This is a genomic window from Sorangium sp. So ce1014, assembly GCF_051521505.1.
GTDB lineage: Bacteria > Myxococcota_A > Polyangia > Polyangiales > Polyangiaceae > Sorangium.
The window spans coordinates 10,361,900-10,376,861 of sequence record NZ_CP150356.1 but is presented as its reverse complement, the minus strand read 5'-3'; the positions used below and the strand labels follow the sequence as shown (position 1 = coordinate 10,376,861).

The following is a 14,962-nucleotide window of genomic DNA, read 5'->3' as shown; positions in this document are numbered from 1 at the left end:
GCCGCCCTGGGCGATCGCGCTGGGTCCGGGCGCGTTCTCGCGGATCCGCGCGGTCGCTTACCTTGGCCGGTGCTGGACTCCGCCCGGAAAGATTGTCGGTCCGTGCTCGGCTGAGTAATCTCCCAGAACCGATGGCCCGCCTCATCCTGCAGACCGCTGAGGGCCAGCAGGCGATCGAGCTGCGGCCCGTGAACTCGCTGGGGCGCCACCCGAACAACTCCATCCAGCTGCTCGACAAGATCGTCTCGAAGGAGCACTGCATCATCGAGCAGCGGGGCGATCACTTCGTCCTGCGCGATCTCGGGAGCCTGAACGGCACGTTTATCAACAGCGAGCGTGTCCGGGGCGAAGCGCCGCTGAAGCACGGGGACGAGATCGCGCTGGGGTCCACGCGCGGCCGCTTCGACGACCCGGGCGCCCCGGTCGCTTCGCCGCTCGTCCCGGGTTGGCCTCCCGCGGTCAACCACCAGGGCGCGATGCCGGCGCAGCCTCCGGGCGGTTACGGACACCCGCCGCGCGAGGGCGCCTCCTATCCGGCGCCGGCGCAGCCTCCGTACGCGCGCCAGCAGCAGCCGGCGCCGCTGCCGGGCACGCCGGCGGCGCCGCCGGTGACGCGGCAGCCGCCGTATGCGCCGCCGCTGGTCGCCGGGCCGGGCGGGACCGCGCCGCTGCCGGGGCGGTCGGGGGCGCACGGCGGCTCGTATGTCGCGCAGGGCACCCGCATCGACGTGAACGATCAGGCCCGCCAGATCGGGACGCAGATCGCCGCGGTGGACAAGGGGTTCCTGGCGTTCGACCGGATCGCCAACGACATGAACCAGCTGCGCGCGGACTACGAGCGGCTGCGGCTGTCGCACGAGCTGTCCCGCGAGATCGCCGCCGAGCGCGACACGACGAAGCTGCTCGAGAAGATCCTCACGAGCGTCTTCAAGTTCATCCGCGCCGACCGCGGGGTGATCTTCCTGCGCAACGAGAGCGGCGAGCTCACGCCGCAGGCCATGCAGCGGCGTGACGGGACGACGGCGCCGATCAGCGTGTCCTCGACGATCCTGAACCACGTCGTGCACGAGCGCGCCGCGGTGCTCACGCACGACGCGGCGATGGACTTCGCGGCGTCGAAGGGCAAGAGCATGATCCTGAACCGGATAAGCTCGGCCATCGTCGCCCCGCTCGTCGCGCCGCTCCAGCACAACAACGAGGTGCTCGGCGTGCTCTGGCTCGACTCGGAGACGCTCGCCCAGTTCCAGCCCAAGGACCTCGAGCTCGTGACCGCCATCGCCTACCAGGCGGCGATGTTCATCGAGATCAACATCCTCGGGAAGAAGATCGAGAACGAGATCGTCACGCGCGAGCAGCTGCGCCGGCTGCTCTCGCCGAACATCGCCGAGCGCGTCCTCAGCGGTCAGCTCGCCGTGAAGCAGGGCGGCCAGCACGTCGAGGAGTGCACCGTCTTCAACAGCGACATCCGCGGCTTCACGCGCATGGCCGAGAGCAAGAAGCCGGAGGAGCTCGTCGTGATGTTGAACCAGTACTTCGAGCGGATGGTCGACACCCTCTTCCAGTTCGAGGGCACGCTCGACAAGTTCATGGGCGACGGGATCATGGCGCTCTGGGGCGCGCCGGTCGCTCACCGGGACGATGCGGTCCGCAGCGTGGAGTGCGCGCTGAAGATGGGCGAGGTGCTCGGCGAGTTCAACCGCGAGCGGCTCGAGCGGGACGAGCAGCCGCTCGCGGTCGGCATCGGGATCCACACCGGGCCGCTCGTCGCGGGGTACATCGGCAGCTCGAAGGCGCTCAGCTACACGGTGATCGGCGACGTGGCGAACACGTCGGCGCGGCTCTGCGCGATCGCGCTGGCCGGTCAGATCGTCATCAGCGAGACCACGTACGCGCAGCTCGGGGGCAGGTTCGAGACCGAGGAGCTCCAGCCCGCCAAGGTCAAGGGCAAGGACAAGCCGATCCCGATCTACAACGTGATCCGGAGCCGGCCGATGGTGCAGGTCCCGGCCAACGCCCTCGCCAACGTCGAGCCGACAAACGCCGCCCAGGAATGAGCGCCATGGACGCCGCGTCTCCGCCCCGGGCGGGCGAGGCGCGCGCGTGGGTGTCCGCGAGCGTGCGATCTGCGAACGCGCGAGCGTGAACGACGCGATGCGGCGCGGCAGCACAGCCCCGTAGCCGTCCGCCCGCTACAGCGTTAGGGTCCGCGCCGTGGCTGCTTCGATTCTACCTTTTGAGAAACCTGTCGCAGAGCTCATCGAGAAGGTGCGGGAGCTGCGGTCGCTCGCCGCGGCCGACCCGCGGTTCGAGCCGGAGCTCGCTCAGCTCGAGGACAACACGGGCCGGCTGGCGCGCGAGATCTTCGCCGGGCTCACGCCGATGCAGAAGGTGCTGCTCTCGCGGCACGCGAACCGGCCGTACACGCTCGACTACATCAAGCGGCTCTTCACGGACTGGGTCGAGCTGAAGGGCGACCGGCGCTTCGCCGACGACTGCTCGATCGTCGGCGGGCTCGCGACGTACCACGGGCGGAGCGTGGTGGTCGTGGGCCACCAGAAGGGGCGCGGCGCGAAGGAGAACGTGAAGCGCAACTTCGGGATGCCGAACCCGGAGGGCTACCGGAAGGCGATACGGCTCTACGAGATGGCCGACAGGTTCGGGCTCCCGATCCTGACGTTCATCGACACGATGGGGGCGTACCCGGGCATCGGCGCCGAGGAGCGCGGCCAGAGCGAGGCGATCGGCTCCGCGCTCGCCGCGATGGCGCGGGTCGGGGTGCCGATCGTGGCGACCGTCATCGGCGAGGGCGGCTCGGGCGGCGCGCTGGCGCTCGGCGTCGCGAACCGCGTGCTGGTGCTCGAGTTCAGCTGCTACTCCGTCATCTCGCCCGAAGGCTGCGCGGCCATCCTCTGGAAGGACGGGTCCCGGGCCGACGAGGCCGCGGCGCGGCTCAAGATCACCGCGCCTGACCTCCTGCAGCTCGGCATCGTCGACACCATCGTCGAGGAGCCGACCGGCGGCGCGCACCAGGACCACGACGAGGCCGCGGTGCGGCTCGACAAGGCGCTCTGGACGACGCTCTCGTCGATGGACGGGCTCAGCCCGGAGGAGCTCGTGGACGACCGGTACCGCAGGTTCCGCGGGCTCGGGTCGTTCGTGGGTTAGGCGGCGCGTCGCCCGGGCGCTCCGGCTGGCCCTCCCCGGGCGCCGGGGCTATACGGCTCGCGGATGGACTACGGCAAGGCGATGCGGACGCTGCTGCTCGTGGGCACCAGCGCGGTCGCCGCGGGCGTGGTCCTCCAGGTGCAATCGCGGTTCAACGCCTCGGATCGCAGGGCGGCGCTCGGCATCGTGCAGCAGTACCGGCCGGAGGGCGGCCGGAGCGTGCCAGAGGCGATCGGCGCGCGGCACCCGGGCAAGGCGCCTGTGTGGAGCACCGCGACCGAGTCGGCCTGCTTCCAGCACGTCCGCGTGCGCGCGACGATCGAGGGCGAGCCGAGCGCGGCGTACGACCTCCTTGTCGACATCAACGGTCCGTCGATCCACCCGGGGAACCGCGAGGGCGAGGCGATCCTCGGCGAGCTCTCCCGTCTGCCGGCCGAGTCCGCCGCCGCGCCGGGGGCGCCGTGAGCGTCCGCGTGGCGCTGGTGGGCTGCGGGCGGTGGGGGGAGAAGCTCCTCCGCGCGCTGTCGGAGAACGCGCGGGCGCGCGTCGTCGCGGTGGCGGACGTCGACCGTGGGCGCCTCGCGCGGGCGCGCGCGCTCGCCCCGCGGGCGCGGCTCGTGCGCACGGTCGACGAGGCGCTGGCCGCGCGCGTGGACGCGGTGCTCGTCGCGACGCCGCCGTCGAGCCACGGCGAGCTCGCGCTGCGCGCGCTCGAGGCCGGCGCCGACGTGTTCGTGGAGAAGCCGCTGGCCCTCTGCGCGGCGCAGGCCGACCGCTGCGCCGCGCGCGCGGCGGCGCTCGGCCGGATCGGCATGGTCGGCCACCTGCTCCGCTATCACCCCTCGGTGGTGCACCTCGTCGCGCTCGCGCGCGAGCGGCGCCTCGGCGATCTCGTGAGCTTCAGCGCGGCGCGCCTCTCGACGGGCGGCGCCTTGGGCGGGGCCCGCTCGGCGCTCTGGACGCTCGGGCCGCACGACCTCTCGGTGCTCTCGGCCCTCGACCCGAGCCCGCTCGTCGAGGCGCGGGCCCACCTCTCGCCAGGCGGCGAGCACGTCACGCTGGCGGCGCGCCTCGAGAGCGGCCTCGCCGCGCAGATCGAGCTCTGCTCGTCGAGCCCGACCAAGGAGCGGCGGCTGCGGCTCTCCGGCAGCGCGCGCGTCGCGCTCTTCGACGACGTGCGCGCGCCCGACCGGCTCGTGCTCCTCGACGGGCGCGGCGCGGCGGCGGGCGCGGTGGTCGGCGCTCGCGACGCGCTCGCGCCGGCCGGGCACGAGCTCGAGGTGCCGTGGCGCGAGCCGCTCTCGGTGGAGATCGAGCATTTCCTCCGCTGCGTCGAGGACCGCGCGCCGCCGCTGACGCCGCTCGACGAGGGCGCCGCGGTCGTGAGGCTCCTCGAGCGCATCGAGGCGACGCTCGCGCCGGTCGAGGCGCGGGCCGTCGCCGTCGGGTAGCCGCGTAGCCGCGTAGCCGCGGCCGCGCGCCGCTTTCGGGGAGCGCCCGGGCGGCGCGGCGAGGCCGGCGGCCGGGGCCGGTGGCCGCCGCGGGGACAGGCGAGGACAGGCGATCACAGGCGATCACCGTGAAAGACCGCGCGAAAAGACGCGCGGCGCGCGGTCGGGGTCCCGCTGCGCTTTGCAGCGCCGGATCGGCGTGGTACTGCCGTCGGCTGGAAGGATACGATGCCGCAGGATCCGAAGATCACACCCACGCAGCTCAAGGCGCCGCACGGAGCGCGCGTGATGGAGATCCACTGGGCTGACGGCCACCGCAGCGTCCTTCCGCACGAGATCCTGCGCGGGTACTGCCCGTGCGCCAGCTGCCAGGGGCATGGCGGCACGATCAACTTCGTGCCCGGAGGCGATCTGAACGTCCGCGAGATCGAGCAGGTCGGCAACTACGCGATCCAGTTCACGTGGGGAGACCAGCACGACTCCGGGATCTACACCTTCCGGTACCTGCGCTCGCTCTGCCAGTGCGACGAGTGCAAGCCGCAGTTCCAACCGCCCCGATCCAAGTGACCACCCGCCGCGCACACAAGCCTCAAGCTGCTCCTCCGCCGGCGCGCGCCGAGCGGCAGCTCGATCCGTTCCAGATCGTCGACGCCTCCTTCGTCGCCGGCGCGGGCTCGCTCGCGTCGCTCCCTCCGCCCGTCAGCGCGGAGGTGGCGTTCGCGGGGCGCTCGAACGTCGGCAAGTCGAGCCTCATCAACACGCTGGTCGAGCGCAAGGGGCTCGTCCGGACGAGCTCGAACCCCGGCTCGACGCGGCAGATCAACCTCTACGAGGCCCGGGCGCGCGACGGCGTGGTGTTCCAGCTCGTGGATCTGCCGGGGTACGGCTTCACGAGGCGCTCGAAGTCCGAGAAGGCGGCGTGGGCGTCGCTGATCGAGGGATACCTGCGCGGTCGCATCACGCTCGCCGCGGTGCTGCTCCTTGTCGACGCGCGCAGGGGCCTCGAGGAGGACGATCTCGAGCTCATCCACTTCGTCGAGGCGTCGCACGACGTCGCGCGACGGCCCGTGGAGCTGCTGCTCGTGGCGACGAAGATCGACAAGGTGCCTCGCTCGTCGGTCCGGCGCGCGCTCGACCAGGTGTCCGCCGCGGCGCCGCGGGCAGCGGGCGGCGCGCTCCGTCGCGCTGTGGGCTTCTCGTCGATCACCGGAGAGGGCAGGCGGGATCTGTGGCTCGCGCTCCGGCGCGCGACGCAGCTCGGCGGCGCGGCGCCGCCGCCGAACAGCGGCGCGGCGGGCGAGGACGAGGACCGACGGGCGCCCGACGGATGACCGACGGATGACCTCGCCGAGGTGCGAGACGCGCGGAGAAACGGCGCATCTCGCACCGGTGCGGGTCCGATGGAGGTATTGACCCGCCCTCTGGCCCTCCATTAACGTGCGGCTCCTCCGGCTTCGCGGGGGAGTCACCAGAGCCGACAGTTCCGCTGTCGCGCCGCGTGTCGCAGCGCAGAGCGCGCGCGCCAGCCCACGTTCTCACCGGCTGACCCTACGATGCCCGACTACTCCGGCCAGGTCACGCACGTCCACGCGTCGCTGACGCCGCTCTGGTGGATCCCGCTCCTGCCCTTGCTCGGCGCGGTGACGAACGCGCTGTTCGGCCGCGCGCTGCAGCGGAGCGCGTTCGGTCGTGGCCTGTCGAAGCGGCTCCACATCGGGAGCTTCGGCGTCACGCTCGTCGCGGTGGGCGCCATGCTGGGCGCCTTCGCCCTCGGGCTCGCGAACTTCATCCAGCTCGCCGGGCTCGATCCGGGGGAACGCGCTCTCTACAGCTTCGCCTGGCAGCTGGTCCGCATCGGGTCGCTCGACGCGAACTTCGCGTTCTTGATGGACCCGCTGAGCGGCCTCATGACGCTGATCATCACCGGCGTCGGCGCGCTCATCCACGTTTATGCCGCGTCGTACATGGAGGCGGACCCTTCGTACTGGCGATTCTTCACGTACCTGAACCTCTTCGTCTTCTCGATGTTGCTCCTCGTCCTCGGGGACAACTTCATCGTGATGTTCTTTGGCTGGGAGGGCGTCGGCCTCTGCAGCTACCTGCTCATCGGGTTCTGGTACAGCGACTACAAGAAGGCCTCTGCCGGCATGAAGGCCTTCGTCGTGAACCGGATCGGCGACTTCGGCTTCGTGTGCGGCCTCATGCTCCTCTTCTGGGGCCTCGGCGCCAGGTGGCTCGACGACGGCCGGTTCCTGTCCGATTACCGGGCGCGCTTCATCGCGGTGGCCGCCGAGGCGCGCGGCGATCACGGCGCCTCCGCCGGGACGAACGGCGGGCCGGCGGGCAAGCCGGGCGAGCGCAGGACGCCGCGCGCCGGCGCGAAGGGCCATCTCACCTTCACCGGTCACCCCGGCGCGCGCGTGTACCTCGGTATCGCCGACGCCGCGCAGCTCGCCTCGAACCCGCGGCCGTTCGGCGTATCTCCCTTCATTCGGAGGGAGATCGACGCCGGGGTGCACTCCGTGGTGATCGTGCCGGGCGACGGCGCCGTCGTCGGGGGCGACGGCCTCGAGATCGCCGCGATCGAGCGGATGCGCGTCGAGCCGGGCAAGGAGGTCGTGCTGGCGACCGTGGGATCGACGGTCACGTTCCGCGAGATCCACGACCAGCTCGTGATCAAGGACGCGGGCGGCAAGGCGTTCCTGAAGGATGCGCTCGAGTCGAAGACGGTGTGGGGCGTCGCGCTGATCACGCTGGCCTGCCTCTTCCTGTTCGTCGGCGCGGCCGGCAAGAGCGCCCAGATCCCGCTCCACGTCTGGCTGCCCGACGCGATGGCCGGCCCGACCCCCGTCTCCGCGCTGATCCACGCCGCCACCATGGTCACGGCCGGCGTCTACCTGATCGCGCGCCTCGGCTTCCTGTTCTCGCTGAGCCCGGTCGCGGGCGGGGTCGTCGCGCTGATCGGGGCCTCGACGGCGCTCTTCGCGGCCACGATCGGCTTCTTCCAGTACGACATCAAGAAGGTGCTCGCCTACAGCACGGTGAGCCAGCTCGGCTTCATGTTCATCGGGGTCGGCGTCGGGGCGTACTGGGCCGCCGTGTTCCACCTGATGACGCACGCCTTCTTCAAGGCCTGCCTCTTCCTCGGCTCCGGCTCGGTGATCCACGGGATGCACGCCGTGGAGCACGACGAGGCCGCGGCGCAGGACATGCGCAACATGGGGGGCCTCCGCCGCGTCATGCCGCTCACGGCGCGGACGTACCAGGTGGCCTGTTTCGCCATCACCGCCGCGCCCATCCCGTTCTTCGCCGGCTTCTGGTCCAAGGACGAGATCCTCTGGAGGGCGTTCGGCACCGAGAACACCGGCCCGATCCCGGGGCTGCTCATCTACGGGATGGGGCTCGCGGCGGCGCTCTGCACCTCGTTCTACATGTGGCGGAGCTACTACCTGACGTTCGAAGGGCCGCACGCTCGCAAGGAGATCGAGACCCAGGTCCACGAGTCGCCGCCGGCGATCACCTGGGTGCTCGCGGCGCTGGCGGTCCTGTCGACGTTCGCGGGCGCGGTGTTCGGCTTCTCCAGCCACTTCGTCGGCGGCCACGGCGAGCCCCTGCTCGAAGCGTGGCTCCATCCGGTGTTCGCCCACGCGGACGCCTCGTTCCGGCGCCACGGGCTGGGGCTCGAGCTCGCGCTCATGGCGCTCTCGGTCGGCGGCGCGATCTTCGCCTTCTCGCGCGCCCGCGCCCGCTACGGCGAGCGGCGCTCCGCGCGCTGGGCGGAGGAGGAGCGGCGGTTCCCGGGCTTCCGGCTCCTCTCGAACAGGTACTACGTCGACGAGATCTACGGCGCCACGGTGGTGCGCGCCGTCCTCTCGCTGCGCCTCTTCTTCGCCGAGATGGATCGGTGGATCGTCGACGGCATCGTCAACGGGGTCGCGGTCCTGGCCCGGGCCGCGGCCTGGGTCACGGGCGCCATCGACACGTACCTCGTCGACGGGGTCGTGAACCTCGTCGCCGAGGGCACGCTGAGCGCGGGCGCGAGGCTCCGCACCCTGCAGACGGGGCGAATCCAGAGCTACGTCTACTTCCTCCTGGGCGGGGTCGCCTTGATCAGCATCGTTCATTACTTCCTGCGGTGAACGGCGGATGTCGAACCTCTCCTTCGTCAACACGCGCCGTGGCGTCGCCGTCGCGAGCCCGGCCAGGTCCACCTCGATGAAGCTCCTGATTCCCCTCCTGGCCGCGCTCTCCCTCGTGCTCGGCGCGGCGCTGCCCGCGGCGGCGCAGACCCTCGAGGCGCCGCGGGCGCTCGAGCCACGCGGCCAGATCGCGCTGCGCGCGGAGGCGCCCGGCGCGCCGGTCGAGCTCGCCGCGAGCGGGCCGGACTACGCCGGCTCGTTCACGATCGAGAACCGCGGAGACGGCCCCCTCAAGGTGACGCGGGTGATCGTGCGCACGTCGCCCGAGGACCCGCGCGTCCCGCCGGGCGTCAGCGCGGAGCTCGAGGGCGGCGGCACCGCGGCGAGCCTCCCGCCGGGCGCGCGCCGGAAGGTCGTGGTCCGGTGGAGGACCGAGGGCGTGCGCGCGCGCGAGCTCTACGGGCACGTCATCGTCGAGTCGGACGCGGTCGCCGCCGGCGCGGTCGCGCCGGGGCGGACCCTGGCGATGGGCATCCACGCGGAGCGCGGGCGCGGCCTCGGCTTCGTCGGCGACCACATCCTGTCGATCCTGACGTTCCTGCCGCTGCTCGGCGTGGTCGCGATCTTCCTCGCGCACCTCCTGCGCTACAACGACGACCGGAAGCTCCGGCTGATGACCGTCGTGCTGATGGGCGTGAACCTCGTCCTCGCGGGGTGGCTCTACGCCCAGTTCGACCGGAGCTTCACGCGCGCCGACGGCAACGACGGCTACCAGTTCATCGAGCACGGCGTGTGGATCCGCTCGCTGAACGTCGAGTACTTCGTCGGCGTCGACGGCGTGTCGATCTCGATGGTCCTGCTGACGGCGCTGATCTCGTTCGTGGGCGCCCTCGCGAGCTACAGCGTCCATGACCAGCTCAAGGGCTACTTCGCGATGTACAACCTCCTCGTCACGGGGATGTTCGGCGTCTTCATCGCCCTCGACCTGTTTCTCTTCTTCGTCTTCTGGGAGGTGATGCTCCTGCCGATGTACTTCCTCATCGGCATCTGGGGCGGCCCGCGGCGCGAGTACGCGGCGATCAAGTTCTTCCTCTACACGCTCGCCGGCAGCGTCTTCATGCTGCTCGCGTTCATCTGGTTCTACCTGAACGCCGGCCACACCTACCTGGTCGACGGCCAGGCGACCGAGCGCATCTTCTCGATCCCGGAGCTCTCGCGCGTCGCCTGGGCGGCGCAGGGCCTCGAGATCCTCGGCGTCGCCGCGGTGAAGGTCGTCTGGATCTGGCTCTTCGTCGCGTTCGCCATCAAGATCCCGATGTTCCCGTTCCACACCTGGCTGCCGGACGCCCACGTGGAGGCGCCCACGGCGATCAGCGTGATCCTCGCGGGGGTGCTCCTCAAGATGGGCACCTACGGCATCCTCCGCATCAACTTCACCCTGCTGCCCGAGGCGACGCAGTGGGCCGCGCCGGCCATGGCGACGTTCGGGGTGATCAACATCCTCTACGGCGCCTTCTGCGCCATGGCGCAGAGCGACCTGAAGAAGCTCGTGGCCTACTCCTCCGTCAGCCACATGGGCTTCGCGCTGCTCGCGCTCGGCGCGATGACGCCGCAGGGCATCCAGGCTTGCCTCGTCCAGATGTTCAACCACGGCCTGATCACCGGGATGCTCTTCACCCTGGTCGGCGTCGTCTACGACCGCGTGCACACGCGCGACATCGACAAGTTCGGCGGCCTCGCCTCGGAGATGCCGCTCTACACGGCGTTCATGGGCTTCGCGTTCATGGCGTCGCTCGGCCTGCCCGGCCTGTCCGGCTTCTGGGGCGAGGCGTTGACCTTCATCGGCGCCTTCCCGCGCTACCGCGCCCTCACGATCCTCGCCGCCGTCGGCGTCATCCTCACCGCGGCCTACCACCTGTGGGCGCTCCAGCGGATGTTCCTCGGCTCGTTCCGCGCCTCGTGGCGGCAGAGCAAGTACCTCGAGCCGTTCGGCGGGAAGTTCCCGGAGATCAACGGGCGAGAGATCGCGTCGATCGCGCCGCTCGCGGTGCTGGTCCTCCTCCTCGGCTTCTGGCCGCGCCCGCTCCTCCGCCTCATCGATCGCGGGGCCCTCGAGGTGCACCGCCTCGTCGACAGGCCGGGGCCGTCCCAGATCGCCGGCGCGCCCGGCGTGGACAGCGGCGCGCCCGCCCGCGCGGCCGGCCCGGAGGCGGGCGCGGCGGCGGGCCGGGGCGTCCTCGCCAGCGCCAGATAAGCCGTGGAAACCCGCACCTTCGACAACGTGGCGAGCCTCGCGTACTTCGCGCCGGAGCTCGGCCTGATCGCCGCCGTCCTGCTGCTCGTCGTGTGGGACCTCGTGTCGCCGGCGCGCCTCAAGATCGCCGGCCTCGTCGTCATCAGCCTGGCGGCGCTCGCCTGGTCGGGCGGCATGGGCGCCTACTTCCTGGCGAAGGACGCCGGGCCCCACGAGCTCTTTCACGGGCTGCTCGCGTTCGATCGCTTCTCCAACCTGTTCCGCGTGATCTTCGCGTTCGTCACCGGGGCGATCGTCCTCTTCTCGGTGCCCCCGCGGGGGCCGGGCGTCGCGCCCGAGCTCCGCCGCGACCAGGGGGAGTTCTTCACGCTGATCCTCGTGCTCTCGCTGGGCATGAACCTCATGGCGGCGAGCCGCCACCTGCTGCTCATCTACCTGTCGCTCGAGCTCGTCAGCGTGATCAGCTTCGTGCTGGCCGGCTTCAAGATCAACGACGCGAGATCGAGCGAGGGGGCGCTCAAGTACGTCATCTTCGGCGGGGTCGCGTCGGGGATCATGCTGTACGGGATGAGCTGGATCTTCGGCATCACGGCGTCGATGCACCTCGGCGAGTGCGCGGCCCGGATCGCCGCGCTCACGGCGCAGCAGGGCAAGGTGCCCGAGGTCGTCTTTGTCGGCACGGCCTGCATGCTCGCGGGCTTCGGGTACAAGATCAGCGCCGCGCCGTTCCACATGTGGACGCCGGACGTGTACGAGGGCGCGCCGACGCCGGTGACCGCGTTCCTCTCGGTCGGACCCAAGGCGGCCGGCTTCGCGGTGCTGGTCCGCTTCTTCTCGGACGCGCTCGGCGCCGGGAGCGCGTCGCCGGCCGTCGCGACGCCGTGGCCGGTGCTCGCCGGGTGCCTCGCGATGGCGACCATGACCATCGGCAACCTCTCGGCGCTCGGGCAGGAGAACGTGAAGCGCATGCTCGCCTACTCGAGCATCGCGCACGCCGGCTACATGCTGCTCGGCTTCTCCGTGTTCAGCGACGCCGGCGTCGCCGCGATCGCGTTCTACATCGTCACCTACTGCTTCATGAACCTCGGCGCGTTCATGGTGGTGATGGCCGTGGCCGAGCAGAGCGGCGGAGACGAGACGCTCTCCGCCTTCCGGGGGCTCGGGCGCCGCGCGCCGCTCGTCGCCGCGGCGATGGCCGTGTTCCTTGTCTCGCTCACCGGCCTGCCCCCGACGGCCGGCTTCGTCGGCAAGTTCTACCTCTTCTCGGCGCTGCTCACCGCCGGGGGCGCGTGGCGCTGGGTCCTTGCGATCGTCGGCGTGGTGAACAGCGTGATCTCGCTCTTCTATTACGCGCGCGTCCTCCGCGCGATGTACCTCGAGAAGGGCGAGCGCACCGAGCCCGTCGCCGTGCGGCCGCTGCTCGGCGCGACGACATGCGCGCTCGCGGTCCCGACCCTGCTGCTCGGCGTCTACTGGGGGCCCGTTTACGACTTCGTGGCGAGCTCGCTCTCGATGCTGCGCTGACCTGCGCGCCGAGCGGCGGCCGCCCTCCTCGCCGGGCGCGCGCTCGCCCGGCCGCACGCGGCGGTATCGATCTCCCTGCGATCCTTGCTAGTGTGCGCGCGCGTGGCGACGACGCAGGACTCGAGCTCTCCAGAGGACCGTTTCACGCGAGGGGTGCGCCTTGTCCCGGGCGGCCTGGACATCGGCGGCAAGCTGGTCCCGCTGTACGCCGGCAGCCTGCATTACTGGCGCCTCGATCCGTCGGACTGGCGCGCCTGCCTCGAGGCCACGCGGGCGCTCGGCGTTCACCTGATCGACATCTATGTGCCCTGGGCCGTTCACGAGACCGGTCCGGGCCAGTTCGATTTCGGCCAAGTCGATCTGCGCCGCGACGTCGGCGCCTTCCTCCGCCTCGCGCACGAGCTCGGCTTTTACGTCATCGCCCGCCCGGGCCCGCACATCAACGCGGAGCTCACCTGCTTCGGCATCCCCGAGCGCGTCATCTGGGACCCGAGCTGCCAGGCCCGCTCCGCGCGGAACAACCCGGTCGTGCTCCCGATGCTCCCCTACGGGTTCCCGGTCCCGAGCTACGCGAGCAACGCATTCCACGACGAGGTCGCCCGCTACTTCCACGCGCTCGCCCCGGTGCTCAAGCCGTACCTCTATCCGGACGGGCCGATCGTGCTCCTCCAGATCGACAACGAGGGCGCGCTCTACTTCCGCGACGGGGCGTACGACCAGGACTACCACCCGGACGCGATCTCCCTGTACCGCGACTTCCTGCGCGACAAGTACCGCACGATCGAGGCGCTCCAGCGCGCGTACGCGCGGCGGGCGGATCCCTCGCCGGAGGGCGCCGCGGCCGAGGACGCCGGCGCGGCGCTCCTGCGCGCGGTGGCCCGCGAGCGCGCGCCCGTCGAGGAGGGCGGCCTGCGGTTCGCCACGATCACGCCGCCGGTCGCGTTCGACGCCGAGGCGCCGGCCGATCTCGCGCGCCACCTCGACTGGAGCGAGTTTCACGAGCACCTCCTCGAGGTCGCGATGGGCCGCTTCGCGAAGGCGCTCGCCGCGGCCGGCCTCGACGGCCTGCCCACGATGCACAATTTCCCGATGGGCCAGGACGCGACGCCGCTCAACCCGGCCCGCATCTCGCGCGTCGTCGACCTCGTCGGCCTCGACTACTACAGCGTCGCGAGCCCGAGCAGCCGTCAGATCATCGCCCGCCGGACGAGCGAGCTCGCCGTGCGCTGCGAGGCGCTCTCCCTGCCGCCCTTCGCGTGCGAGATGGGCGCCGGCTTCCCGCCGTTCTTCCCGCCGCTCGACGAGCGCGACAGCATCTTCGTGATGATGGCCGCGCTCGCCTACGGGCTGCGCGGGTACAACATCTACATGGCGGTCGAGCGCGATCGCTGGATCGGCGCGCCGATCGATCCGCACGGCCGCCCGCGCCCGTTCGCCGCCTTCTGGCGGAAGCTCGCCATGGCGCTCGAGGCCACGAGGTTTCACGCGCTCCGCCGCCCGGCGCCGGTGCGCATCGTCACGCCGCGCACCGAGCGCCGGCTCACCCGCGTGATGCACGCCTTCGGCCCGCTCACCGGGGCCTTCTTCTCGATCATGAACTTCGGCGCGCGCGACCGCTGCCTCGAGGACGATCTCGGGCTCGGCTACCCGCTCGCGGTGGAGCCCGACACGTTCGTGCGCGCGTTCGAGGAGGCGCTCGACGCGCGCGGCGTCCCCTACGCCCACGTCGGGGGCGAGGATCGCGACATCTCGCTCGTGGGGGCGCGCTGGGTCATCTGCGCGACCTCGGGCGGCCTGAGCCCGGAGCTGTTCGCGTGGCTCGAGGCGACGGCGGGGCAGGGGACGCTGATCACGCTTGGCCCGCGCGAGCCCGCGTTCGACGGCGCCTTCCGCCCGCTCCCGCAGCCGTACGACCTGCGGCGGCTCCTCGCCCCCGGGCAGAACCTGCCGGCGCTCCTCCAGGACGACCCGGCTGCGGCGGACTCCGCGGTGTCGCGTGCCATCGACGCGCTCGGCCTGCCGACCTTCGCGTGCGATCCCGACAGCGTGTTCGCCACGCTGCACGAGGACGCGTCCGGCACGCCGCGGGTGCTTTTCCTGCTGAACCCCGGGGACGCGGACGTGGTGGCGCGCGTCACCGTGAGCGCGTCGCGCGCGCGCGACGTCCTGGACGACGCGCACTTCGAGGCGCGGCGAGGGGCGCTGGAGGTTCGGCTCGTGCCCCGCTCGGTGCGGATGCTCGCGCTGGAGTGACGGCGTGAGAGCGAGAGAGCTCGCCCGTCTCGGCTCTCGAGTATCGCATCGACCAAGCTCGTCCCTGGTTTTGTGAGAGAAGCAGCCACAGAGACGCAGAGGGCCTAGAGGAGAGAATAAAGATCCTCTGTGCCTCTGCGGTCCTGATTCTTTCCATCAGGGAACCAGGAACGAGC

Annotated in this window: 10 protein-coding genes; all 10 read left to right on the top strand. The window is 71.3% G+C overall.

Going from position 1 to position 14,962, the window contains the following annotated elements; translation table 11 throughout:
- Positions 1-131: 131 nt before the first annotated feature.
- The 10 genes from WME75_RS39380 (at position 132) to WME75_RS39335 (ending at position 14,786) form a co-directional block, all read left to right on the top strand.
- The gene (locus WME75_RS39380) at positions 132-2,054 is read left to right on the top strand and encodes an adenylate/guanylate cyclase domain-containing protein (RefSeq protein WP_437481752.1); all 1,923 of its coding nucleotides are present in this window, start codon (positions 132-134) and stop codon (positions 2,052-2,054) included.
- A 157-nt stretch (positions 2,055-2,211) separates the two neighbouring features.
- Complete coding sequence (locus WME75_RS39375; RefSeq protein WP_437481751.1) at positions 2,212-3,165, top strand: acetyl-CoA carboxylase carboxyltransferase subunit alpha; 954 nt, start codon at positions 2,212-2,214, stop codon at positions 3,163-3,165.
- A 63-nt stretch (positions 3,166-3,228) separates the two neighbouring features.
- Complete coding sequence (locus WME75_RS39370) at positions 3,229-3,630, top strand: hypothetical protein (RefSeq protein ID WP_437481750.1); 402 nt, start codon at positions 3,229-3,231, stop codon at positions 3,628-3,630.
- The gene (locus tag WME75_RS39365) at positions 3,627-4,616 is read left to right on the top strand and encodes a Gfo/Idh/MocA family protein (RefSeq protein WP_437481749.1); all 990 of its coding nucleotides are present in this window, start codon (positions 3,627-3,629) and stop codon (positions 4,614-4,616) included. The genes WME75_RS39370 and WME75_RS39365 overlap by 4 nt, the downstream gene beginning before the upstream one ends.
- Positions 4,617-4,844: 228 nt before the next feature.
- The gene (locus WME75_RS39360) at positions 4,845-5,183 is read left to right on the top strand and encodes a gamma-butyrobetaine hydroxylase-like domain-containing protein (RefSeq protein WP_437481748.1); all 339 of its coding nucleotides are present in this window, start codon (positions 4,845-4,847) and stop codon (positions 5,181-5,183) included.
- Positions 5,180-5,947 (top strand): ribosome biogenesis GTP-binding protein YihA/YsxC, encoded by a 768-nt coding sequence (yihA, locus tag WME75_RS39355; protein WP_437481747.1) that lies wholly within the window; start codon positions 5,180-5,182, stop codon positions 5,945-5,947. The genes WME75_RS39360 and yihA overlap by 4 nt, the downstream gene beginning before the upstream one ends.
- A 222-nt stretch (positions 5,948-6,169) precedes the next feature.
- Positions 6,170-8,755, top strand: coding sequence for an NADH-quinone oxidoreductase subunit L (locus tag WME75_RS39350; protein WP_437481746.1), 2,586 nt, complete (start codon positions 6,170-6,172; stop codon positions 8,753-8,755).
- A gap of 7 nt (positions 8,756-8,762) precedes the next feature.
- The gene (locus tag WME75_RS39345; protein WP_437481745.1) at positions 8,763-11,009 is read left to right on the top strand and encodes a complex I subunit 4 family protein; all 2,247 of its coding nucleotides are present in this window, start codon (positions 8,763-8,765) and stop codon (positions 11,007-11,009) included.
- Positions 11,010-11,012: 3 nt separating this feature from the next.
- A complete protein-coding gene (locus tag WME75_RS39340; RefSeq protein ID WP_437481744.1) occupies positions 11,013-12,533 on the top strand; it encodes an NADH-quinone oxidoreductase subunit N in 1,521 nt (506 codons plus the stop codon).
- 102 nt (positions 12,534-12,635) lie between these two features.
- Positions 12,636-14,786, top strand: coding sequence for a beta-galactosidase (locus WME75_RS39335; protein ID WP_437481743.1), 2,151 nt, complete (start codon positions 12,636-12,638; stop codon positions 14,784-14,786).
- Positions 14,787-14,962 lie beyond the last annotated feature (176 nt).

Coding starts and splice junctions, on each gene's coding strand:
- WME75_RS39345 (WP_437481745.1), top strand. CDS start 8,763: ATGTCGAACCTCTCCTTCGTCAACACGCGCCGTGGCGTCGCCGTCGCG.
- WME75_RS39350 (WP_437481746.1), top strand. CDS start 6,170: ATGCCCGACTACTCCGGCCAGGTCACGCACGTCCACGCGTCGCTGACG.
- WME75_RS39380 (WP_437481752.1), top strand. CDS start 132: ATGGCCCGCCTCATCCTGCAGACCGCTGAGGGCCAGCAGGCGATCGAG.
- WME75_RS39360 (WP_437481748.1), top strand. CDS start 4,845: ATGCCGCAGGATCCGAAGATCACACCCACGCAGCTCAAGGCGCCGCAC.
- WME75_RS39370 (WP_437481750.1), top strand. CDS start 3,229: ATGGACTACGGCAAGGCGATGCGGACGCTGCTGCTCGTGGGCACCAGC.